Origin of the sequence: Xenorhabdus siamensis (assembly GCF_037996745.1) — a bacterium.
In the GTDB taxonomy this organism is placed as follows: Bacteria; Pseudomonadota; Gammaproteobacteria; order Enterobacterales; family Enterobacteriaceae; genus Xenorhabdus; species Xenorhabdus indica.
This window is the reverse complement of record NZ_JBBMXE010000012.1, coordinates 46,615-65,756: the sequence shown is the minus strand read 5'-3', so window position 1 is coordinate 65,756 and position 19,142 is coordinate 46,615. Positions and strand designations below refer to the sequence as shown.

9 protein-coding genes and 3 pseudogenes are annotated in these 19,142 nt (G+C 45.7%); 4 read left to right on the top strand and 8 right to left on the bottom strand.

Annotated elements, in window-relative coordinates:
• Positions 1 to 37: 37 nt before the first annotated feature.
• Positions 38 to 1,147, bottom strand: coding sequence for an S-(hydroxymethyl)glutathione dehydrogenase/class III alcohol dehydrogenase (locus AAC852_RS12470; protein ID WP_340621310.1), 1,110 nt, complete (start codon positions 1,145 to 1,147; stop codon positions 38 to 40).
• 798 nt (positions 1,148 to 1,945) lie between these two features.
• Between AAC852_RS12470 and AAC852_RS12465 the strand changes: the two are divergent.
• The 3 genes and pseudogenes from AAC852_RS12465 to AAC852_RS12455 all read left to right on the top strand — a co-directional run bounded on the left by AAC852_RS12465 (position 1,946) and on the right by AAC852_RS12455 (position 4,387).
• A pseudogene (locus AAC852_RS12465) lies at positions 1,946 to 2,780 on the top strand (IS5 family transposase).
• Positions 2,781 to 2,880: 100 nt separating this feature from the next.
• A complete protein-coding gene (locus AAC852_RS12460) occupies positions 2,881 to 3,183 on the top strand; it encodes a thiamine pyrophosphate-dependent enzyme (RefSeq protein WP_340621473.1) in 303 nt (100 codons plus the stop codon).
• Positions 3,184 to 3,196: 13 nt separating this feature from the next.
• Positions 3,197 to 4,387: a multidrug effflux MFS transporter gene (locus tag AAC852_RS12455; protein WP_340621309.1), complete on the top strand. Its 1,191-nt coding sequence runs from the start codon at positions 3,197 to 3,199 to the stop codon at positions 4,385 to 4,387.
• A gap of 356 nt (positions 4,388 to 4,743) precedes the next feature.
• On the opposite strand, the gene AAC852_RS12450 is transcribed toward AAC852_RS12455, so the two are convergent.
• Positions 4,744 to 5,697: an Rpn family recombination-promoting nuclease/putative transposase gene (locus AAC852_RS12450; protein WP_340621308.1), complete on the bottom strand. Its 954-nt coding sequence runs from the start codon at positions 5,695 to 5,697 to the stop codon at positions 4,744 to 4,746.
• Positions 5,698 to 5,762: 65 nt separating this feature from the next.
• On the opposite strand from AAC852_RS12450, the pseudogene AAC852_RS20020 reads away from it, so the two are divergent.
• Positions 5,763 to 6,013 (top strand): annotated as a pseudogene (locus AAC852_RS20020) (IS6 family transposase); the annotation flags it as partial.
• Positions 6,014 to 6,133: 120 nt separating this feature from the next.
• Here the strand turns inward: AAC852_RS20020 and AAC852_RS12440 are convergent.
• The 6 genes and pseudogenes from AAC852_RS12440 to AAC852_RS12415 all read right to left on the bottom strand — a co-directional run bounded on the left by AAC852_RS12440 (position 6,134) and on the right by AAC852_RS12415 (position 19,043).
• Positions 6,134 to 11,389, bottom strand: a complete 5,256-nt coding sequence (locus AAC852_RS12440; protein ID WP_340621307.1) for a TcdA/TcdB pore-forming domain-containing protein — start codon at positions 11,387 to 11,389, stop codon at positions 6,134 to 6,136.
• Between the two features lie 216 nt (positions 11,390 to 11,605).
• Complete coding sequence (locus tag AAC852_RS12435) at positions 11,606 to 13,771, bottom strand: type I secretion system permease/ATPase (RefSeq protein WP_340621306.1); 2,166 nt, start codon at positions 13,769 to 13,771, stop codon at positions 11,606 to 11,608.
• A complete protein-coding gene (locus AAC852_RS12430; protein ID WP_340621305.1) occupies positions 13,771 to 15,156 on the bottom strand; it encodes an HlyD family type I secretion periplasmic adaptor subunit in 1,386 nt (461 codons plus the stop codon). Before AAC852_RS12430 ends, AAC852_RS12435 begins: the two co-directional genes overlap by 1 nt.
• Entirely contained in the window at positions 15,156 to 17,285 is a 2,130-nt protein-coding gene (locus tag AAC852_RS12425) for a type I secretion system permease/ATPase (protein ID WP_340621304.1), read from the bottom strand. Before AAC852_RS12425 ends, AAC852_RS12430 begins: the two co-directional genes overlap by 1 nt.
• 194 nt (positions 17,286 to 17,479) lie before the next feature.
• Positions 17,480 to 17,899, bottom strand: a pseudogene (locus tag AAC852_RS20015) (IS1 family transposase); the annotation flags it as partial.
• 238 nt (positions 17,900 to 18,137) lie between these two features.
• Positions 18,138 to 19,043: an SAM hydrolase/SAM-dependent halogenase family protein gene (locus AAC852_RS12415; RefSeq protein ID WP_422824298.1), complete on the bottom strand. Its 906-nt coding sequence runs from the start codon at positions 19,041 to 19,043 to the stop codon at positions 18,138 to 18,140.
• Positions 19,044 to 19,142 lie beyond the last annotated feature (99 nt).

The window sequence follows — 19,142 nt, the reverse complement described above, 5'->3', positions numbered from 1 at the left end:
GGGTTTATATCTGGCTGTTCCTGTAATAATCGTTCAATTAATAATGAATCACTGTCCGAATAGATTTGCCTTCGTGCATCAGATCAAAGGCCTCATTAATGTTTTCTAATGGCATTTTATGGGTTACGAAAGGTTCAAGTTCAATTTTCCCTTTTATCGCATCTTCCACCATTCCCGGTAACTGACTACGCCCTTTAACCCCGCCGAAAGCCGTTCCTTTCCATGTTCGCCCGGTAACAAGCTGGAATGGACGAGTAGAAATTTCCTGTCCGGCACCCGCAACACCGATAATAACTGATTGCCCCCAACCACGATGTGCACTTTCGAGAGCTGCACGCATCACATTGACGTTACCAATACATTCGAAAGAGTGATCAACTCCCCATTTTGTCATATCCAGAATAACCTGTTGAATCGGTTTGTCGTGATCATTGGGATTAATGCAGTCAGTGGCACCGAATTGTTTGGCTAGCTCAAACTTATCTGAATTGGTATCAATAGCAATAATACGTCCGGCCTTAGCCTGACGGGCTCCCTGGATCACAGCAAGCCCAATTCCACCCAGACCGAAAACTGCAACAGAGTCTCCCGGTTGAACTTTGGCAGTATTATGCACAGCTCCGATACCAGTCGTGACGCCACAGCCTAACAGGCAAACATGTTCATGATTGGCTTCCGAATTGATTTTTGCCAGTGAGACTTCAGCAACTACCGTGTATTCACTGAATGTAGAACACCCCATGTAGTGATAAACAGGTTGTCCATTGTAAGAAAAACGAGTTGTACCATCGGGCATCAAACCTTTTCCCTGTGTGTCGCGAACGGCAATACACAGGTTCGTTTTACCGGATTGACAAAACTCACATTTGCCACATTCAGCCGTATATAACGGTATGACATGATCACCGGGTTTTACGCTGGTTACACCTTCACCGACCTCAATCACTACACCAGCTCCTTCATGTCCGAGAACAACAGGAAATTTCCCTTCAGGGTCATCACCTGAAAGAGTGAAAGCATCAGTATGGCAAACACCTGTGTGGCTGATTTTTATCATTACTTCACCCGCTTTCGGTGGTGCTACGTCAATTTCAACAAGTTCGAGAGGTCTGTTTGGGCCAAAAGCAACGGCAGCACGCGATTTCATAGAATTCCTCTTTTTTGACATAAAAAGTGAATGTGAATTGTCCGGCATATGGCGAACATGGAAAGAACACGTATTCACGCATTATAGTTGTATCGTAGATTTGATCATCAATTGATTGTAATTAAGGTAACGGTAATCGGTATCACTTAGTCCAGAAAATAACAGGTGAAGATACAAGCTATAATCAGAGGCAGTGATTATATTGTCACGAATATCCAGATAATAAATGAGGCAGATAATATGTAAAAAAATAATGGCAGAATAATAAATTATGATTGTTTTTAAATGAATCGTGACTGAAATGAATGCGTGATAAGTAAAATTGTGTACTATCAAAAATAATAAATTATATTTTTTTTTGTTACCTTCGATTTTAACTTGAGAATATTTTATTAAAGGAGAAATTTACTGTTTGTAAAGAGAAGTTTTGCATAAATAACATATTTAATAACTATCTAATTAAATTAAATAAAAAGTTATTATCTCTATGGTGATAAATTTATTTAAGTACTCAAGAAAAATTAATTACAAATTGTTCGCCATAACCGTCCAATAGCGTATTTAGCTCATACCCCATTGTGTCCTGAGTCCAGGTGATAAAACGTCGTCAGTGATATTTGGCTTGTATTGAATTGGGTGGAAACATTACCAGTGTTCATATGAACGGAAAAGCACCTTTCATCAATTGGGGAGGGTATATTGGTGGGGAATGCGAAATCGAAGGAAACATTAGGCTGTGTCCCTTAATATAAATTGGTAGTATTATCATCCAGTTGATTTCAATACTGGGACAAAATAATGGCACGCTACGACATTCCTGATGATGCTTGGATAGTGATAGAACCTTGTTTACCTCCTGTTCGTTCAAAACGGGCAGGACGTCCACATGTTGAACATCGTCGGGTGATAAATGGCATGTTCTGGGTGCTATGTTCAGGCGCGCCCTGGCGCGATTTGCCTGACCGCTATGGTTCTTGGAAAACGGTTTATAACCGATTTAACCGTGGGTCAAAATCCGGCATTATCAATAAGATCTTTAATCGATTACTGTCCATTCTGGATGAAAAAGGTTTAATAGGCTGGGCTGAAATTTGTCTGGATGGCAGCAATGTGCGTGCCAGTAAAGATCCGCCGGGGCGAAAAAAAAACCTCCCGATATCGCTGCTGATTATGCGTTGGGTCGCTCACGCGGTGGTTATGGCGCCAAAATCCACTTGGCGACTGACGGAAAAGGAGCCCCACTGAATCTGATATTGACAGCGGGCCAAGCCCATGAGAGCCAAACTGCAATCCCCTTGCTCGACAGTATTGGCGTACAACGCAAGAATGGCTTCATGAAACGGCGTGGTAAGGCCGTGCTGGCAGATAAAGGTTATTCGGGGGAAAACTCCGAGGTTACCTGCGAAAATTGAGGATAAAGAGAATTATTCCTTATAAAATCAATGAAAAAGGAAATAGTGATGGTCCTGTTCAATTTGATATGCAGGCTTATTGTCACCGTAATGTTGTCGAACGCTGTTTTGGTTTTCTCAAAGGCAACCGGCGTATCGCAACACGTTATGAAAAGACAGCGCGGAACTCCCTGTCCGTGGTGAAATTAGGTTGTATTCGACTCTTTTTCCGGAGATTATAGAATTAAGGGACACGACCTAGTTCAACCATTTCTGATTTTTGGAAAAATCGTCCGGTCGATATCAATAAAATACGTTCACCCGAATTTAAAAATTTCATGAATAAAACCCATAATTGCATCATTTTTCATTGTCTTTAATAATGCGTCTTATGTTGCAAGCTATTTTAATAATAAAGATAACAAAACAGATCTGACAAAAATTCCCGATTATGATTGGTGTCAATTGGCGAGAGGATTAGGGTTAGACTGTTTGTGTGTAAATTCGCCTGATCAATTACAGGAATATATTGCCGAAATTATGCAACAGAACAGCCCATTCTTGATCGAAATTAAATGTGATAGCCAGCACACAACACCAAATAAAGAATATAACAAACGCATAAAAGCGTTCCCACTCGTATGAAAGGTGAAAAGGCATGAAGTCAAAACTCATTATCATTAATTCGTGCGTTATATTGGTATTGGGATTATTTTCTATAGACCTTTACAATCCGGCACTACCTATAATAAAAACTGCTCTCGCAATTACTGACAATCAGGCACAAAGTCTTGTTGTTTATTATCTCGTTGGTTTCGCTGTATCCCAACTCTTTTATGGGCCTCTCTCCGATAAACACGGACGCATTCCTGTCATTGTCTTTTCCTTATTATTTTCCGCTATCGGTAATTATCTGACTTCTACGGCTGAATCATTTCACACACTGTCTCTATTCCGGCTGCTGACTGGTATTGGTGCAGGTGGGTGTCCGGTCATTAGCAGAGCTATACTCAGTGATACTTTCCGGGATAAGACGGAATTATCTAAATCTCTGGCTATTTTTTCGATGGCATCACAAGTTTCTCCTGCTTTTGCACCTGTCATTGGCGGGTATATTACCGAATATCTGCCGTGGAAGTTTAATTTTATCGCTCTTACCATAATGATGCTGATAGGTGCAATTTTTGTAAAAACGACGTTACCGGAAACATCACCGATGAAATCAACAGACAATGGCCGAATAACAGGTTTTCGAATTCTGTTATCTGACATTAATTTTGTTGTATACAGTATTGTTTCTGCTGTTTTGTTTGCTATTACCATTGGTTATTTTACTGCCAGCCCTTTCGTATTCCAGACACAATTTGAATTATCTTCATCACAGAATGGATATCTGTTTATGGTTTATTCTGCTGGGATCGTAATAGGTTCATTGCTGACAAAAAAATGGTTGTCACATTCCACACCTGAAAGAATTCTGAAAGTTTCACTGCCGTTATTAGTGTTGTTCACAGCGATGGCGCTCATTTTTATTTATTTTACTCAGATATTGTCGATTGAATTTATCATTATTTATAGTTTTGCGGTAGGGCTGGGATGTGGACTGTCTTCTCCATTATTACTTGGGATAAGTTTGCATGGACATCCCGAATTGTCAGGAACAGGCAGTGCTTTACAAGGCACATTAAAAATGGCCGGAGCAGCCATTGTATTATGGTTTTTCTCTAGTGGGCATACAACAACAGCAGCGGGTTTAATGTGGGGACTTTTCATTCTTGCCTTGATTTGTTTTGTTTTCATTACCTTTACTCTGTATAGGGTATCCGAAACAAAAAACCGGCGCTTATAGAGCAACCAACATTGATAATGTTATCTTCACTGTCACACTAACGGAGAGAATATGGATCTTGGCATAGCGGGTCGCTGGGCTGTCATATATGCAGCCAGCGACGGTTTAGGATTTGCTTGCGCTGGAGTACTAGGATTAGGACTATGTAGCAAAAGCGTAATCTATGGGCACCTACTGTACAAACAGAAAATTAGGTGGTGCAATTTTCCACAATCTGGGTTGAAATCGTCTTCAATCTCAGCTGATTTGAGTTCCAAGCCAATATTGATTGCAGGTAAAACGGTTTTTGTTTGCAAGCCATCTACACTTACCCGCCCTGAAAAGCGGGTAAGGAAATAACCAGAAGAAAAGAAATATTATTGCAGAGAAAGCAGTTCTTCACGGCTCAGGCCGGTAATTTCCATGACCAATTCAATGCTGTCACCACGTTTTAAGAGAGTACGGGCAATATTTATTGATGCCTGTTTTTCACCTTGCTGAATACCTTCTTCCCTGCCTTTTTGTATACCCTGCAACATCCCTTGCTGAATACCTTCTTCCCGACCTTTTTCCTGCAATCGTTGTGCAATACTCATGATTACCTCCTGATGACTATCTGCCTGTTCTATTAATTGCTGGATTACCTGTTCAAAATGTGGCGAATCCATCGTAACAAACAGGTAGTTCAGAATAGTCACAACATCTTTGTCACTATTATAGTTATGTTTGAGGGCATGAGCTAACAGTGTAGTCACCGTTTTAAAACCCTCACGCAAATTCTTGTGCTTCATCGCCAACTCCATCACGGCGATTTTGCGATGGTTGACCAGTTCATCATCATCAATGGCGGTCACATCAACCAACGGAAACGGCTTGAAGTACATTTCCTCCGCCAGTTTAGGCAATGAAAAGCATTGCGTCCAGACCTGTTGGAACGGATATGGGCGGGTATCTCCATGATAAAACAAAACAGGCACAACCAGCGGCAATTCCTTATTTCCCTGCTGCAAATGCTGATTCATCGCCATAAAAGCATAATGCATCATTCGCCATGCCATCATTTTATCCGGCGTGGACTGGTGTTCAACCAGCACATAAATATAACCGTCACCCTGTTGGGTTTTCACCGAATAAAGTACATCGGATATCCTTGAACGTAACTGACTGTCAATGAATGAAGAATTTGTCAGTCTTAATGTATTAAAATCACACAGCTTCTTGATTTTTTCCGGCAGATGAATGTCAAAAAAATCGCGGGCATTCTCGATCCGAGCCATAAATCCTTTAAACGCGGCATCATGAGGTGTGGGGATTGCTTTTTTATTCTTCATTTTTTCTTATCAGGATTGTTCTGGCCTTGGTTACATGACTTAACACTGTACACTTTCAGTAAATAGCCGCTTATCGATTTTTAGGGAAAATCTTTATTGTGTGAAACAATATCAAATCCCAAGCGGGATCAATACAGATGCACCGACTTATACAAAAGCCCTGACGTTATTGAAACGAGTCATCAACCCAATGTTAGGTTTCAAATCATTAAAAACAGTTTATGCAACACTCAAAGGCATTGAAGTAATGCGAGCGTTTTACTATGGTCATGCCTTGGGGGAAATGCATTTAGTGAATAGAGTCTTTGGTCTGTAACCATTTAAAATCAGGGAACATTCAAACTTGCGATCTTATTTGCAACAGTGCCGTTAGCCTAATCCAATGCAGGAGAGGCAGTTAGCCCCTCCTGTTATTTCTCTTTCTTACTTCTCTTTCTTACCCTATGACAGAGTTGGAATTAGGCAACAAAAGCGGTTGTTCGCCCTTAGCCAGTTGTATATTTTGCTGTAGGTGCTCGTAGGCACCGCCGATATCAGGGAATGAAGCCATCGCCTCGCTCAACTTCACCAGACTCGGGCTTTTCGCCTCTAAAACAGTCGTGTGGGTATGAGCGGCAATATTGGGTTGCTTAATAACCTCGGAATTAATAACCCCGGATAAGTTCATCAACCCATTATTAATGTCTTCTTTTTTACTCATCTTATTGGCTAACTTTTCCACGTCAATCTTCTGTGAAGCTCCCTCCAACTCGATAGACAAGTGCTGATGAGCTTTGGCCTGATTACCAAATACCCGACGCACCGTCAATTCTGTTCCTTTCTTGGGGTCCATTAACATCAAGTCATCATCGCGTCGGCTCACGAGAAGACTTTCCGGACTGTCTATCGGTAAGATCAAATGATCTAAAGACGGTTGCGAATCGTCAGGATCGTCAGGATCGTCATTATCGATGATCACCGTACGGTAGTGGGCCCACATCTCTTTACTGAATTGATAGGTATCTTCATTAGCCCCACCATACAGCACCAGACTATCGACACCATCAATGATCGGGGGCATTAACATATCTTTGTTTGTGCCTCCCTGAAGTAATAGGGTCGAATCGAAACGCTCCATTCCATTGTATTTATTGGTTTTTTTCACCCCATGACCATTACTCTGGTACAACACCTGATCTGTCTGGTCATACACATATGCTGCCTGATTTTTGGCATTGATCCCCAGGAAACGCAGATTATCTGAGACGGGAATTCCGTTGCCTGAAAATATCTGACCGCTGTCAACATCGAACCAGTCTTGCATATTATGATTCTGTAAGGTCAGTACCCCTTTGGCATGCCATTGATTGGCAAGTTCAGTCAGTGACTGTGACAAATGAGCCGAATTATTCTGGTGCCAATTTTTGTCAACGCCGACTAACCGCAATTCACCTTGATGAGTTCGCACCAGGATCTCGCCCTTGGCTGTGATCAGACGCATGCCATCATTTACCTGTTGTGCCGCCTTAAGAGACAACTCAGGTGTCAACTCTTTGGCAACCGGAAGTGGTGCCGAAGCATTAAGTACAAGGCCGGAACCAAAGGCAGTAGCCAGTTCATTCGTAGTCATCATTTTTTGGAGATATAACTTACCACTTTTAGGTTCAAAAAGCCGCGCAGCGGTGCCATCAGCCTCGAATCCCAGGAACTGTAGCGATTTACCCTGTAGTGTTGCAGAAGCCACTACCACTTGCCCATTGTGATACCATGCGGGCAATAAGCTTTTGCCATCAGTACCTTTGACTCCAAGTAACGCCAAAGTCGTCCCGCCATTTGTGACACTAGCCAGATCCTGCCACCAGTGGGTATGCTCCTTGAGCCAGTGCTCGTTAACGGCTTCGTAGTTAAACTGCCCCGACGCATCAAGTTGCGCTACGCGCCCATCCTCAGTGATGGCAAGCAGATTACCATTCATATTGACTACATTAGCTAACGGTGGTGTGTTGATGCGCAAAGCAGTGGGGTGATTAGCGTCAAAAACCGCCTGACCTGGGCCTTCCTGACGGAACAAAGCATTCTTCGTCTTACTGTAGAAGAAGAACACTTCCATACCAGCGGGACGAGAAATACTACCCGCTAACACAAGGTCATCCGGGATTTGCCAGGCACCGCGGGGGGCATTCTCTTTAGAGTTCAAAGTTTGCTCTTTCAGTGGTTCCAGATTCGGTTTAATCAGTGTTCCATCGCTGGTACGTATCCAGTAGCGATGTGCTATACCCGCCGCATCCGTACCGGATATGGCGACCAACTCGGCACTGGTCGGTTGGATCAGCCGACCGCCCAATGTATACACCGGCTTTTCACGTTGAGCGCTCTTGCTCTGGTAATCCCGAAGGATAGCCTTAAGCTCGTCACTATGCCGATCGGTTCTTGCCAAACGCTGGAATAACTCATTATCCCCCATCGAACTGACTAACTCCATTCGATCACCGACGATCCGGTAGCTCAACTCCGTTTTCCCCTCCTTCGACTGATAACGGTACGCCAGGTAAACCGCCTCTCCTTCTTCCCATAACCGACTGATCTTACCTGGATTCTGGTTGAACAATGGTTCAAACTGCGCGTTGACTTTTCCAGTGGCAATGTCTACCCGCCATGCTACCGCGTTATCGGCGTCGTAGAAATAAGCATGGTCACCCATCACCGCACCCAGTTGGGCATGTTTAGCTTGTTCGTGGGTAGTATCGGTGAACAGTGTCCGATCCCTGGCGACGTCATAGAAAGCCCGGCCAACATCATGCCCGCCGTGCTTGTAGTTCTCCACTACCACATACTGTCCGTGCAACTTATGCGCCTTGGCCAGATCCTTTAAGTGTTGCCCAATTTGCTGACCGGGCACTTGCCACTTGCTCGCATCTTCGCTTATCACCTGAGTTTTCTGGTTGGAAAAATCGACTTTACTAACTTCATTCTTGCCGTTGACTATCAATACCTGACCATTCTGAGAGGGATCGAGTTCGACCACTACACCACCGATTTTCAGTTGGTTCTTCGAGACGCTGATAGTATCACTGGCAAGTTGGCTGCTATCGATGATCCAGCGCGACGGTACATTGCTACTGCCATCTGCGTTGGAGACGTCACTGATGAGCTTCACGCTGGTGCCTTCATTTAACCCGATCAGGTACTCACCACCTGCCCCCTTAATCTCGTAACGCAGATAGCCGTGCAGCTCTTTAGGGAGCTTAGGCACTATCAGTTTCCTGTCGTGTTGATCGAGCACCACTTCGATCGGTGTGGCTACATACTCCTGATGAATCCTGCGGATCGTCTGTTCACCCGGGAAGATGTAGAAATCGTAATCGAAGCGTTTATCCTTTTCGAGTCTGCGAATAACATCAAAACCCGTATCGTGACGCGTAGTTGCACCGGGAAGTATCATATATTCGTACTTAATGAAGGATTTAGGTGTCCCCGGCAGGATGATTACGTCACTGTCACTGTGATCGAGTTTATGAGAGGCCTCCTTGTAACCGATTCCGCTACGTACCTCGATGGCCTGGCTGCGGTCATGATCCATCACTGGAAAATCGCCGATCCAGAAGAAATAATTGATTTCCCCTGAACCAGTAGAACCTGAACGGGTGCGATAAATGTACTGACTGTCAAAACCAATCTGATTCTTGCGCAGATCCAGAGTCTTAATCACAGCTCCGTCTAATGGTATCAGTACCTTCTTCTCGCTGTCATACCGGTAGCCATTGCCCTTGTAGGCCTTGTCGAGCATATCGAAGTAACGGCCCACCGCCTGAGCATCCTCAGCAACTGCACCAAAAGCTTGCGCCAGAGCGGTAAAGCCTACAGCAAGTCCGCCAAGGATCACGCCTGCGCCACCCAGTACAGCAGCAGCTGTCGAGGCACCAACCAGTCCGGCACCAATCCCGGCACTACTTGTCACGAAGCTGGCCGAATCGAAGGCTAGCTGGGTTCCGAACACGGCCTTCTGTGTATCTGTTTCAGCATGGGCGAGCTCATAGGCATCCAACACAACCGAGGCTCCTCCAAGAAGCACACCTATGCCTTCATTGGCGGTATGCGCCAGAGTTGAAGAAAACTGCTTGAGTGAGGTTCCAGCGACCATCACTTCACCGCGCAATGCCGTGCGAACCAAATTGATAGCGTTGGCTGCATCGTTCACACCTGCGTGAGTTATCTGGGCGTAGTTAAGATAACTATGGATCTTGAGTGCAGTAGCCAGATCAGACGAAGCTTTCCCATCTGCCGCATCATTGCGCTCCTTGTCGGCAAACCAGTGGATTAGTGTCAGCATCGCAAATCCAGCATTCAGCCCATCGACCGGAGCTGCCTCACCGCTTACTCCTTTGAACTGTAACTGGCCGTGTTCAAGGTTAAAATGCTTGCTCAGAGTGGGTGTGAGTTTATCAACTAAGCGGCGGAATTTGAAAACAGTGCTATCGTTGCTCTTTACCAAACGCGTTTCATCCAGATGATCACGATTGATGAACTGGACACTGTAACTACCTTTACCCTGTTCCTCAATACTGCCAATGACGGGTATCCAACGCTGGTCAAGATTATTTTGCTGGGCAAGATTTGTAATGGCCTTGTAGGATTTTTTCGCCTCATTCTCAATATCAAGGGCAGCCAATGTGGTGCGTAACTGGGCATCCTTGTCAGTGTTCACTGGGGCATTGCCCGCTGGCTTGTCCCTATGTTGTTGTCCTATATTAGTGGCAAGTGCGGCAAGTTCATTGGGACGGGTCAAGTCGGCAACAAGTAAGCCCTTCTTTAAGTTCTCCAGGTTCAAGGGTACTTTTGCCATTTTGTCGGGATCGATCTCCACCAGATTGAAGGTAGGGTCAGACTCTTTACCAAACGCTTTATAGTAAGAGGCCAATTTGTGATTCACCAAGTGTTTTTTCATAGCACTTAAGAAATCGGCTGATTTATCGAATGCAAAAATCCCTACATTTGGATCATAGAAATAGTAACGACGCCCTTTAGCTTCGACAGTAATCCCCGCCATCATGGCATGGGTTGAGGTATTGAGAGAAAACGTCGAAGTTCCAGTCGCTTTCTCCAGCCTGTTAGCAACTTCAGACAAGGTAAACTGCCCTTCCAGATTTTTTGATGCTTGAGTGGACGCCTCCACATTATTGTGCAATTTTGCCAGGCCGTATTTTAGCAGCATGGAACTCTCAGCCTTAGGGTCGGCTGCGGCATAGTAGAGTTTATCCACCAGATTGTTGATACTCACTTCGCCACCGCTGGCTAATGCTACCGCCATAGCTCTGACCAGGGCATTACAGCGACCGCTATTGTCTCCAACTAACTGCAGATAAAAATCTTGTGGAATCAATCTAATGAAGCTGCTACCGCCACTCTGAAAATCGTTTTTAAACACATTGGTTCGATTCAATGTTCCTTTAATAGATTCAGCCTGGACAGCTTCATTGATACGACCGCGCAAGGCTCCCTTCTGTTCAAGAGTAAGCTTGTCGCTAAGAAACAGTTCTTTCATCTCCAGGCTTGACATTCCATTTTTAAAACCTGGAATGGTGATATCCTGATATTTCTGTAATCCCTCGGTAAACTTAGCTTTCTTCTTTTCATCTGTCAGGCTATTTATGCTTTTTATGGTACTATCATACTTATCATTCACACTAGAATCGATCTTGCTGTTATTGGGCATGACAATTTTCCTCATAAAAAATTCTACTAAACAACTCAGGGTCGATAGCAAACTGCTTAATATCAGCGCTGCCTTGGCGGGATTCAGTTTTACCACTCAGAGACGCCAGCCCACTTTTGGGATCGCTATCTCTTACCGCCTGAGCGGACACAAGCAGCGGTGGGTTTCTGTTATTGGGATGACAATTCTCCTTACAAAAAATCCTACTGATTATCTTTACGGGGTTATTTTTCCTTTCATCTGCAAGGTCCACAGCCGGGCATAGAGTCCGCCTAAGGCGAGCAATTGCTCGTGGTTACCCTGCTCAACGACTTGCCCCTGATCGAGTACCAAAATCCGATCAGCATGGCGCAAGGTATTGAGGCGATGAGCAACACTGATCACAGTGCGACCTTGAGCAATATGCTGCAAGTTAGCTATCACCGCCGCTTCCGATTCATAATCCAGGGCACTTGTGGCCTCATCCAGCAGCAGAATGCCGGGATTAGTTAGCAAGGCCCTGGCCAAAGCAATGCGCTGACGCTGTCCACCAGACAGGAGCACGCCCTTCTCGCCAACCTGGGTGTTGTATCCTTGTGGCAATCTGCAAATAAACTCGTCTGCCCCAGCTAAAGTTGCTACCTGAATCACTTCATCATCACTGGCCTGTGGCCGACATTGGCGGATGTTTTCTGCAACCGAGCCTGAAAACAGTAAACTCTCTTGTGGTACGACATTCATGTTGCGACGCAGCTCCACCGGATCTGCAATCGCCAGGTCGATCCCATCCACTAATACTTGCCCGTGTTGGGGAATATAAAGGCGCTGTAACAACCGCGTCAGGGTGGATTTGCCCGAACCGGATGGTCCTGTAATACCAACAAATTCACCAGGGCTAATTTCGATATTGAGGTTACGTAATACTTCCTGACCTTCCTCGCTATAGCGAAAACGCACACCTCTGAAGCTCACCCCACCTTGTAATCTGGGGATTGAAGCCAGACCTCCGCTACCGCTTTCTCCCTCTTCATCGAGGATGTCACCGAGCCGGTTCAATGAGATTAAAGTGTGTTGAAAGTCCTGCCAGACCTGAGCTAAGCGCAAGATCGGTTGGGTAACGTGCTCCGACAGCATATTAAAAGCCACCAGCTCCCCCAGGCTGAGTTTTCCCTCCATCACCATAATGGCCCCCCACCACAGTAGCAGGGCGGAGGTCAGCTTCTGGATCAGCCCTATCCCCTGACTGGCGAGGAGTCCTGTCACTTTGGCTCGAAACGAGGAACGAACAAACGCAGACAACTGGTGCTCCCAACGGCGCGCAAAACCCGCCTCTGTCGCGCTGGTTTTAATTGTTTCAATGCCGGTCACTGATTCGATCAGAAAAGCGGTGTTGTCAGCCCTTAACTCATATTTCCGCAACACACGGGCACGCAGCACAGGTCCAACTACCATCCAGAACAGGAAATAGAGCACCAGAGAGCCAAGCACCAGCCAGGTTAGTTCAGGGGCATAGAAGAACATCACCGCCACAAACAAGCCGACAAAAGCCAAATCCAGTACCATCGTCAGTGCCGAACCGGTAAGGAACTGTTGTATGTGGCTCATTTCGCGTACTCTGGCGATGATTTCTCCCGTCTGACGCTGCCGGAAATAGACCATTGGCAGGGCGATTAAGTGCTGATAGAGACGACTGGAAAGCTCAGCATTGACTTTACTGGCAAGGTTAGCGAACAGCCAGGAGCGGAGAAAACTGTAAACGGGTTCGCACACGGCCAGGATAAGCATGGCAAATCCTAGCACCTGTAAACTTGACAGACTGCGACTGACCAGAACCCTGTCGATCACATTCTCGAACAACATGGGAGTGACTAAGGCAATCAACTGTAGCATCAAAGACACGAGGAGCACGTTTCTGAACTGAGCGGCATGTTTACGAATGGAAGGCATAAACCAGCCAAAGCCGAATTTCTGTCGTTTCGGTTGCTCGGCCCTCTCCGCCAGTAACATCACCCTGCCTTGCCAATGGTCGGCGAGAATAGCCCGGGGAGAGTGCTTCTCTTCACCCAGGTTGGGCTGATACAAGACAACACATTCGCCTTCAACCCTTTCCAATACTAACCAGCCCTGTTCTGTATCCAATAAGACAGGCAGGGGAAGATGTTCGAGACGGCTCATATCGGTGGTGATATAGCGCGCCCTTAAACCGATCCACTGGGCACAACGGCAAAGGTCTTGGTAGTCAGTGCTCCCTTGGGTACGTCCGAGACGATGGCTCAATAACTTCGGTTCCACCGCCACATTGAAATGGCGGGCGGCGTAGGCCAGAGCCAAAAGACCACTATCTACTACTGTGGACTCGTCTCCGCCAGATGGCTCTAATAGGGTAGATTCGATAGTTGGCATTATCGTTCCTTCAATGCTTCGGACTGGTACTGTTGCAGCGGACTGATCAGGTAGTCGATCACCCGTCTGTCCCCTGTACGGATTTCGGCGGTAACACTCATCCCCGCTTGTAATGGGACTTCACGTTCATCCACGGCAATAGAAGTTCGTTCCATTCGAATCCGTGCCGGAAATACCAGCCCGAGTTGTTCATCCTTAACTGCATCCTTAGAGACATGAGCCACTTTGCCCCGTATGGTGCCATAACGGGTATAAGGGAAAGCGTCGACCTTAATTTCTACTGACTGACCTGCGTGCACAAATCCCACATCCTTGTTCAAGACCATCACTTCGGCTTCAAACAGAGTATCATCAGGTACGATCACCATCAGTTGTTGGGCCGATTGCACTACGCCTCCCAGCGTGTGGATCGCCAATTGCTGCACCACCCCATCAACGGGTGCCCGCAGGGTATACAATCGCAACCGCTCACGGGTTTTAATTAACTGCTGTGCCATAACAGCAATTGCAGCCTGCGCTTCATTCAACTGGTCATAATATTCACGGTTGATCTTGGCCAGGTAGTGCTCCCGGCTTTCCTGTAATCCCTGATATTGCTCTTCAAGAACAGCCAATTCGGCATGTTGTTGGGAAAGGGAACGTTCTACCTCCAGCCTTTCTCTCTCTTGCCCCAGTAGTTCAACTTTTGATAGCAGCTTTTTAGTGGACAGAATCCGGTGTGCTTCAAGGCGTACCTTGATATTGGTTGCAAGATTCTCCAACGCGGAGATATCGGCACGACGAGCATACTGGTTTGCCTGGTTAACCTTCATTTCTCCATCCAAACTTTTTAGATTGGCAACCACTTCTTTCCAGGTACTGACCAGATGCTCTCTCGCTTGCATAACCTGTGCTGGCGGCATACTTTGCGGAACCAAAAAATTCTCGATAGGGGCATCGGTTAGCAGGGCCTGTAACCTCGCCTGCTCCAACTGTTTGAAATTAAATTGCTCCTGCAACTCCTTCAATTCAGCTTCAACGCCTATGGAGTTGAGTTTGATAAGTACATCGCCAGTTTTCACTCTCTGACCGTCGCGGACCAATATCCCTGCAATTTCACCGGCCTCAAGGGGCTGAATCACCTTCGAATTGCTGGACACAAGTAATTTTCCCACAGCATTAGCATGGATATCTAGGCGGCCAACAATTGACCAAATCAAGGCGATTAGAAGTAACAGAGACAGGGCTGCCGCAGTGAGCCTTGCCCAAGGTACTGGAGGGCGTTCGACAATCTCCAAGTAGCCGGGTTGAAACTCGTATTCGTCACGGGTACGCTTTGGTGCCTTGGGCGCACAACGTTCTTTACGCCAGGCCAAAAGTGCGGTTTTCAGGTGCTTGAATGACATCACACCACCTCTTTCCGTAATTCCTGTTGCAACTGCCACAGTCTGGCGTAACAACCTCCTTTAGCCAGCAACTGATGATGGCTGCCCGATTCAGTGAGCTGGCCCTGTTCTAAGGTGATTATGCGGTCACAATCATGTACCGTAGATAGGCGGTGAGCAATGGTGATGACGGTGCGTCCCCGGGAAATCTCAGCCATGTTGGCCTGGATTAAGGCTTGAGACTCATCATCGAGCGCGCTTGTTGCCTCGTCGAAAATCAGGATCTTGGGGTTATCCATCAACGCCCGGGCGATAGCAATGCGTTGGCGCTGCCCCCCGGACAGAGAGCTACCGGCTTCAGCCAGCACAGTGTCATAACCCAGAGGCAACTGGAGGACAAAATCATGAGCACCCGCTAATTTGGCCGCAGCCACCACTTCTTCCAACGAAGCCGTGGGGTTCTTAAGCGCTATGTTGTGACGTACACTGCGGTTGAACAGGTAATTTTCCTGCAACACAACCCCGATCTGGCTACGTAGGTAGGCGGGATTTAGTTGATACAGAGGAATGCCATCGATCAAGATCTCTCCGCCATCTGGCGCATAAAGTCTCTGTAGCAGACGGGTCAGGGTACTTTTTCCTGAGCCGGAAGGACCGACTATTCCTAAAGACTCACCAGCCCTGATATGCAGAGTTATCCCTTTCAGTACAGGCTCTTGATCGGGTTGATAACGGAACACCAAATTACGCATCTGTAAATCACCACTGAGTGGCTTCTGGGGGTGAATATCCCCCTGTGCCTGCTCAACAGGCAGATCGAGCATGTCACCCAGTTTGTCAATAGCGACTTTGGTCAGAACAAACTGTTGCCACAGATCAATCAGCTTAGCGATAGGTTGGCTGATGTGTGACACCATCATATTGAACGCGATTAACTGACCAATCGTGAGCTCCAGAGCAATAACCATGTTTGCCCCTAACCAGATAATCCCGACACTGGTTACCTTCTGTAGCAACATCACCCCGTGGCTGACGAAGCTATTAAGAACCTGAGTATGAAAACTGGCTTCAACCATATTTTTGGTCTGAGACTCCCAGCGCCTCTGCATAGTTGGCTCCACTGCCAGGCTCTTGATGGTTTCGACACCGCTAACAGATTCGTTCAACAAGGAAGTATTGCGGGCCGCAGTCTGGAACTGCTGTTCAATTCGCTGTTGCAACGGTTTTGAACTCAGCCAGGCTAACAAAAAATAGAGAGGTAATAACGCCAGCACTACGCAAGTTAGCGGCAATGACAGCCAGGCCATTACCCCAAAGAAGACAAAGGTGAATGTGACATCTACGCATAAGGTCAGCATAGAACCAGTCAAAAAGTCACGAATACTGTCAAGCTCTTGCACCCGAGTGATAATAGAGCCTACTTGACGGTGCTTAAAGTAGCGCAGAGGCAAACCCAGCAAATGCCGGAATAGTTTAACGCCCAAGGCAATATCGATACGGTTAGCGGTATGAGCAAACAGGTATTCACGTAACCCTCGAAGTATCACCTCGAACAACCCGACCACTATCAGAACTACCACCAGCACATCCAGGGTAGACAATGCCCTGTGTACCAGCACCTTGTCCATCACTACCTGGAAAAGCAAAGGAGCCATAAGAGCGAGGAGTTGCAGCATCAGGGAGAAAATCAGCACTTCACTAAGGAGACGACGGTGATGAATAAAGGCAGGAATAAACCAGGAAACATCGAACTTGTGGCAAACCTCCCGTAACTGGATCACTTCGTAACCCCATCTGGCTTCAAGCTCATCAATAGGAAGTACTTCAGGCGAAGCGGAATAAGGAGACTGGATCAAAGCTTGATTAGGAGAGAGGCGTACTAATACAACAAATCCTCCCTGTTTATCTCGAAAGGCCAAAGGTAGCTGTTTTGGCGTTAACTTATGGAATTTTAAACAGCATAATGTCATATCAACATGACATGCTTTACCGTATTCCTTTACTGCAAATTTCAGTTTGCTGTCAGAGGACAAAGAAGGAACTTCTTGAGCTTCACCTTTAACCAACTGCAACAATAATCGACAGCAGTCAAGGGCAGAAGACAACGTATCGGCAGATATATTGCCTTTATCAATCGTAGCACCCATCATATGATTCTATTCTCATGTCATTGGAAGAAAACATATTAGTAAGATGGTTAATCCACATTAACTCACTACACAGTTGTGGAAAATTTTTCATAGCCAAGATAATTCAATATATGATCACTAAAAGTGATTATTAGCAATGATATAATAATTTTTGATTTCTATCTATAAAAATAATTTGATTTTAAATCAATTGGTTAATTAAAAATGGTGATCTTTGTTATTGAATTGTTTTTTATTTTCGCCTGTTTTGTATCTAAATATGGTGTAATAAATAAATCACGAAGAGAGGCTATATTGGCAGGGAAATTCATAAAAGATGGACAAGCGGGGCATTTGACCCGTTTATAGTAGTTACGCTCAATGAACGTTCCTATACCTTATCGTGTATTGCTTCAGATTTAGAATAACCGATCGTTTTTCGATTCAGCCTCTTTATCCAGATACGGAGGGTGAGATGAGTTCTCTCAATACGTTGGGTAAATTTCTTTCCTGCTGCGATCCCCAACCCCAAACACATGCGCCACTATCCGCTTCCTATTCGGCTCTCAGGCATACCAGAGCCAGCACTGATTTTTCTTATTACCGATAAATGACCAGTGTTCGTCTATTTCACAGACAATCTGAATATCACTGCCTGCAAGCGGCAGTGTAATTCTCAGGGTGTGAATGTATATACCTCGCTCAAAACTGCCTGAGATTCTTTGAGCGGGCAGCACTGCACAGTGCACTGACCGTTCGCCACGCGAATACCTGCTGCGCCAGACCAGTAATGGGTTAAGTAATCAAAGGTGCATGTAAATATAGTGAAAAACCCAGACCTTATTTAGCATTTTGTGTAGTTGCCAGTTCCCTTTAATCTGAGCACTTTTTTAGGCTGATGCGCCAGTTATCACCAGACTGCACTTGGTGTCTGGCAGCGAAGTTATCCATATTGAGTGCTACCGATACCTGTAGCAGGCTGTTGAGATACACCAAAGGTTGACCTTCAGGAACTTCACCAAAACTGCTGACATATGGGGCTTTGCCTTCATACCGAATCTTATCCCCTTCACTTATTTTAATGCAGACCTTATCCCCTTTGTGGATACCTACCTTATCGATCTGGCTGTCATTGATATTACTCCAGACGTTACCAAACCGTACATCTAGAACTGGAATAGTACCTTTAAGAGTTCCATCCCTTTCAGCTACACCAGCCTGATAAGGGATCTTTACTACTTTATTTGGTAACAGCGGCCCCACTTGTTCATAGCTAATAATACCTGAGGCAAGTCGTGCCCCAGTATATGCGTATACATCACGTCCATGAAAAGTATATGATTTTTCAGAGCCAGGTACACGGTTGAACTTCTCGTCAATCTGACGTACAGATTCAATACCAAAGTGTTCAGCTACCAAGGTCAATGTTCCGTTATCCGGTGAGACTATGTAATGACCACTCTGTGTCTTGAGAACCACTGAGTGCCTGTCAGTGCCCACTCCCGGATCCACCACGCTTACAAAGACAGTCCCTTTGGGCCAGTATGGTAGAGTTTGGTAAAGGCGATATGAAGCTTCCCAAATATTATAAGGTGGAATTTCATGTGTTAGATCATAAATAGGCTGGCTAGGATTCACCTTGAAAGATATCCCTTTCATAGCCGATACTGCCCCATCTTTTAGACCAAAATCTGTCTGAAACACCAGAGCTTCATTGGCAACAGTAACCGTACTTACAAGAGCGAGAGAAAGACTCGCAGCCCGGAGAGTAGTTTGAATATCCATAACTGAATCCTTTTCATTTAATAGCGGGAGACGAAATATACAGTTCATAGGGATTTCGGGAGCAATGGAACAGTAAGCACCTTTAAGCGTTCA

Coding starts and splice junctions, on each gene's coding strand:
- AAC852_RS12470 (WP_340621310.1), bottom strand. CDS start 1,147: ATGAAATCGCGTGCTGCCGTTGCTTTTGGCCCAAACAGACCTCTCGAA.
- AAC852_RS12455 (WP_340621309.1), top strand. CDS start 3,197: ATGAAGTCAAAACTCATTATCATTAATTCGTGCGTTATATTGGTATTG.
- AAC852_RS12450 (WP_340621308.1), bottom strand. CDS start 5,697: ATGAAGAATAAAAAAGCAATCCCCACACCTCATGATGCCGCGTTTAAA.
- AAC852_RS12440 (WP_340621307.1), bottom strand. CDS start 11,389: ATGCCCAATAACAGCAAGATCGATTCTAGTGTGAATGATAAGTATGAT.
- AAC852_RS12435 (WP_340621306.1), bottom strand. CDS start 13,771: ATGCCAACTATCGAATCTACCCTATTAGAGCCATCTGGCGGAGACGAG.
- AAC852_RS12430 (WP_340621305.1), bottom strand. CDS start 15,156: ATGTCATTCAAGCACCTGAAAACCGCACTTTTGGCCTGGCGTAAAGAA.
- AAC852_RS12425 (WP_340621304.1), bottom strand. CDS start 17,285: ATGATGGGTGCTACGATTGATAAAGGCAATATATCTGCCGATACGTTG.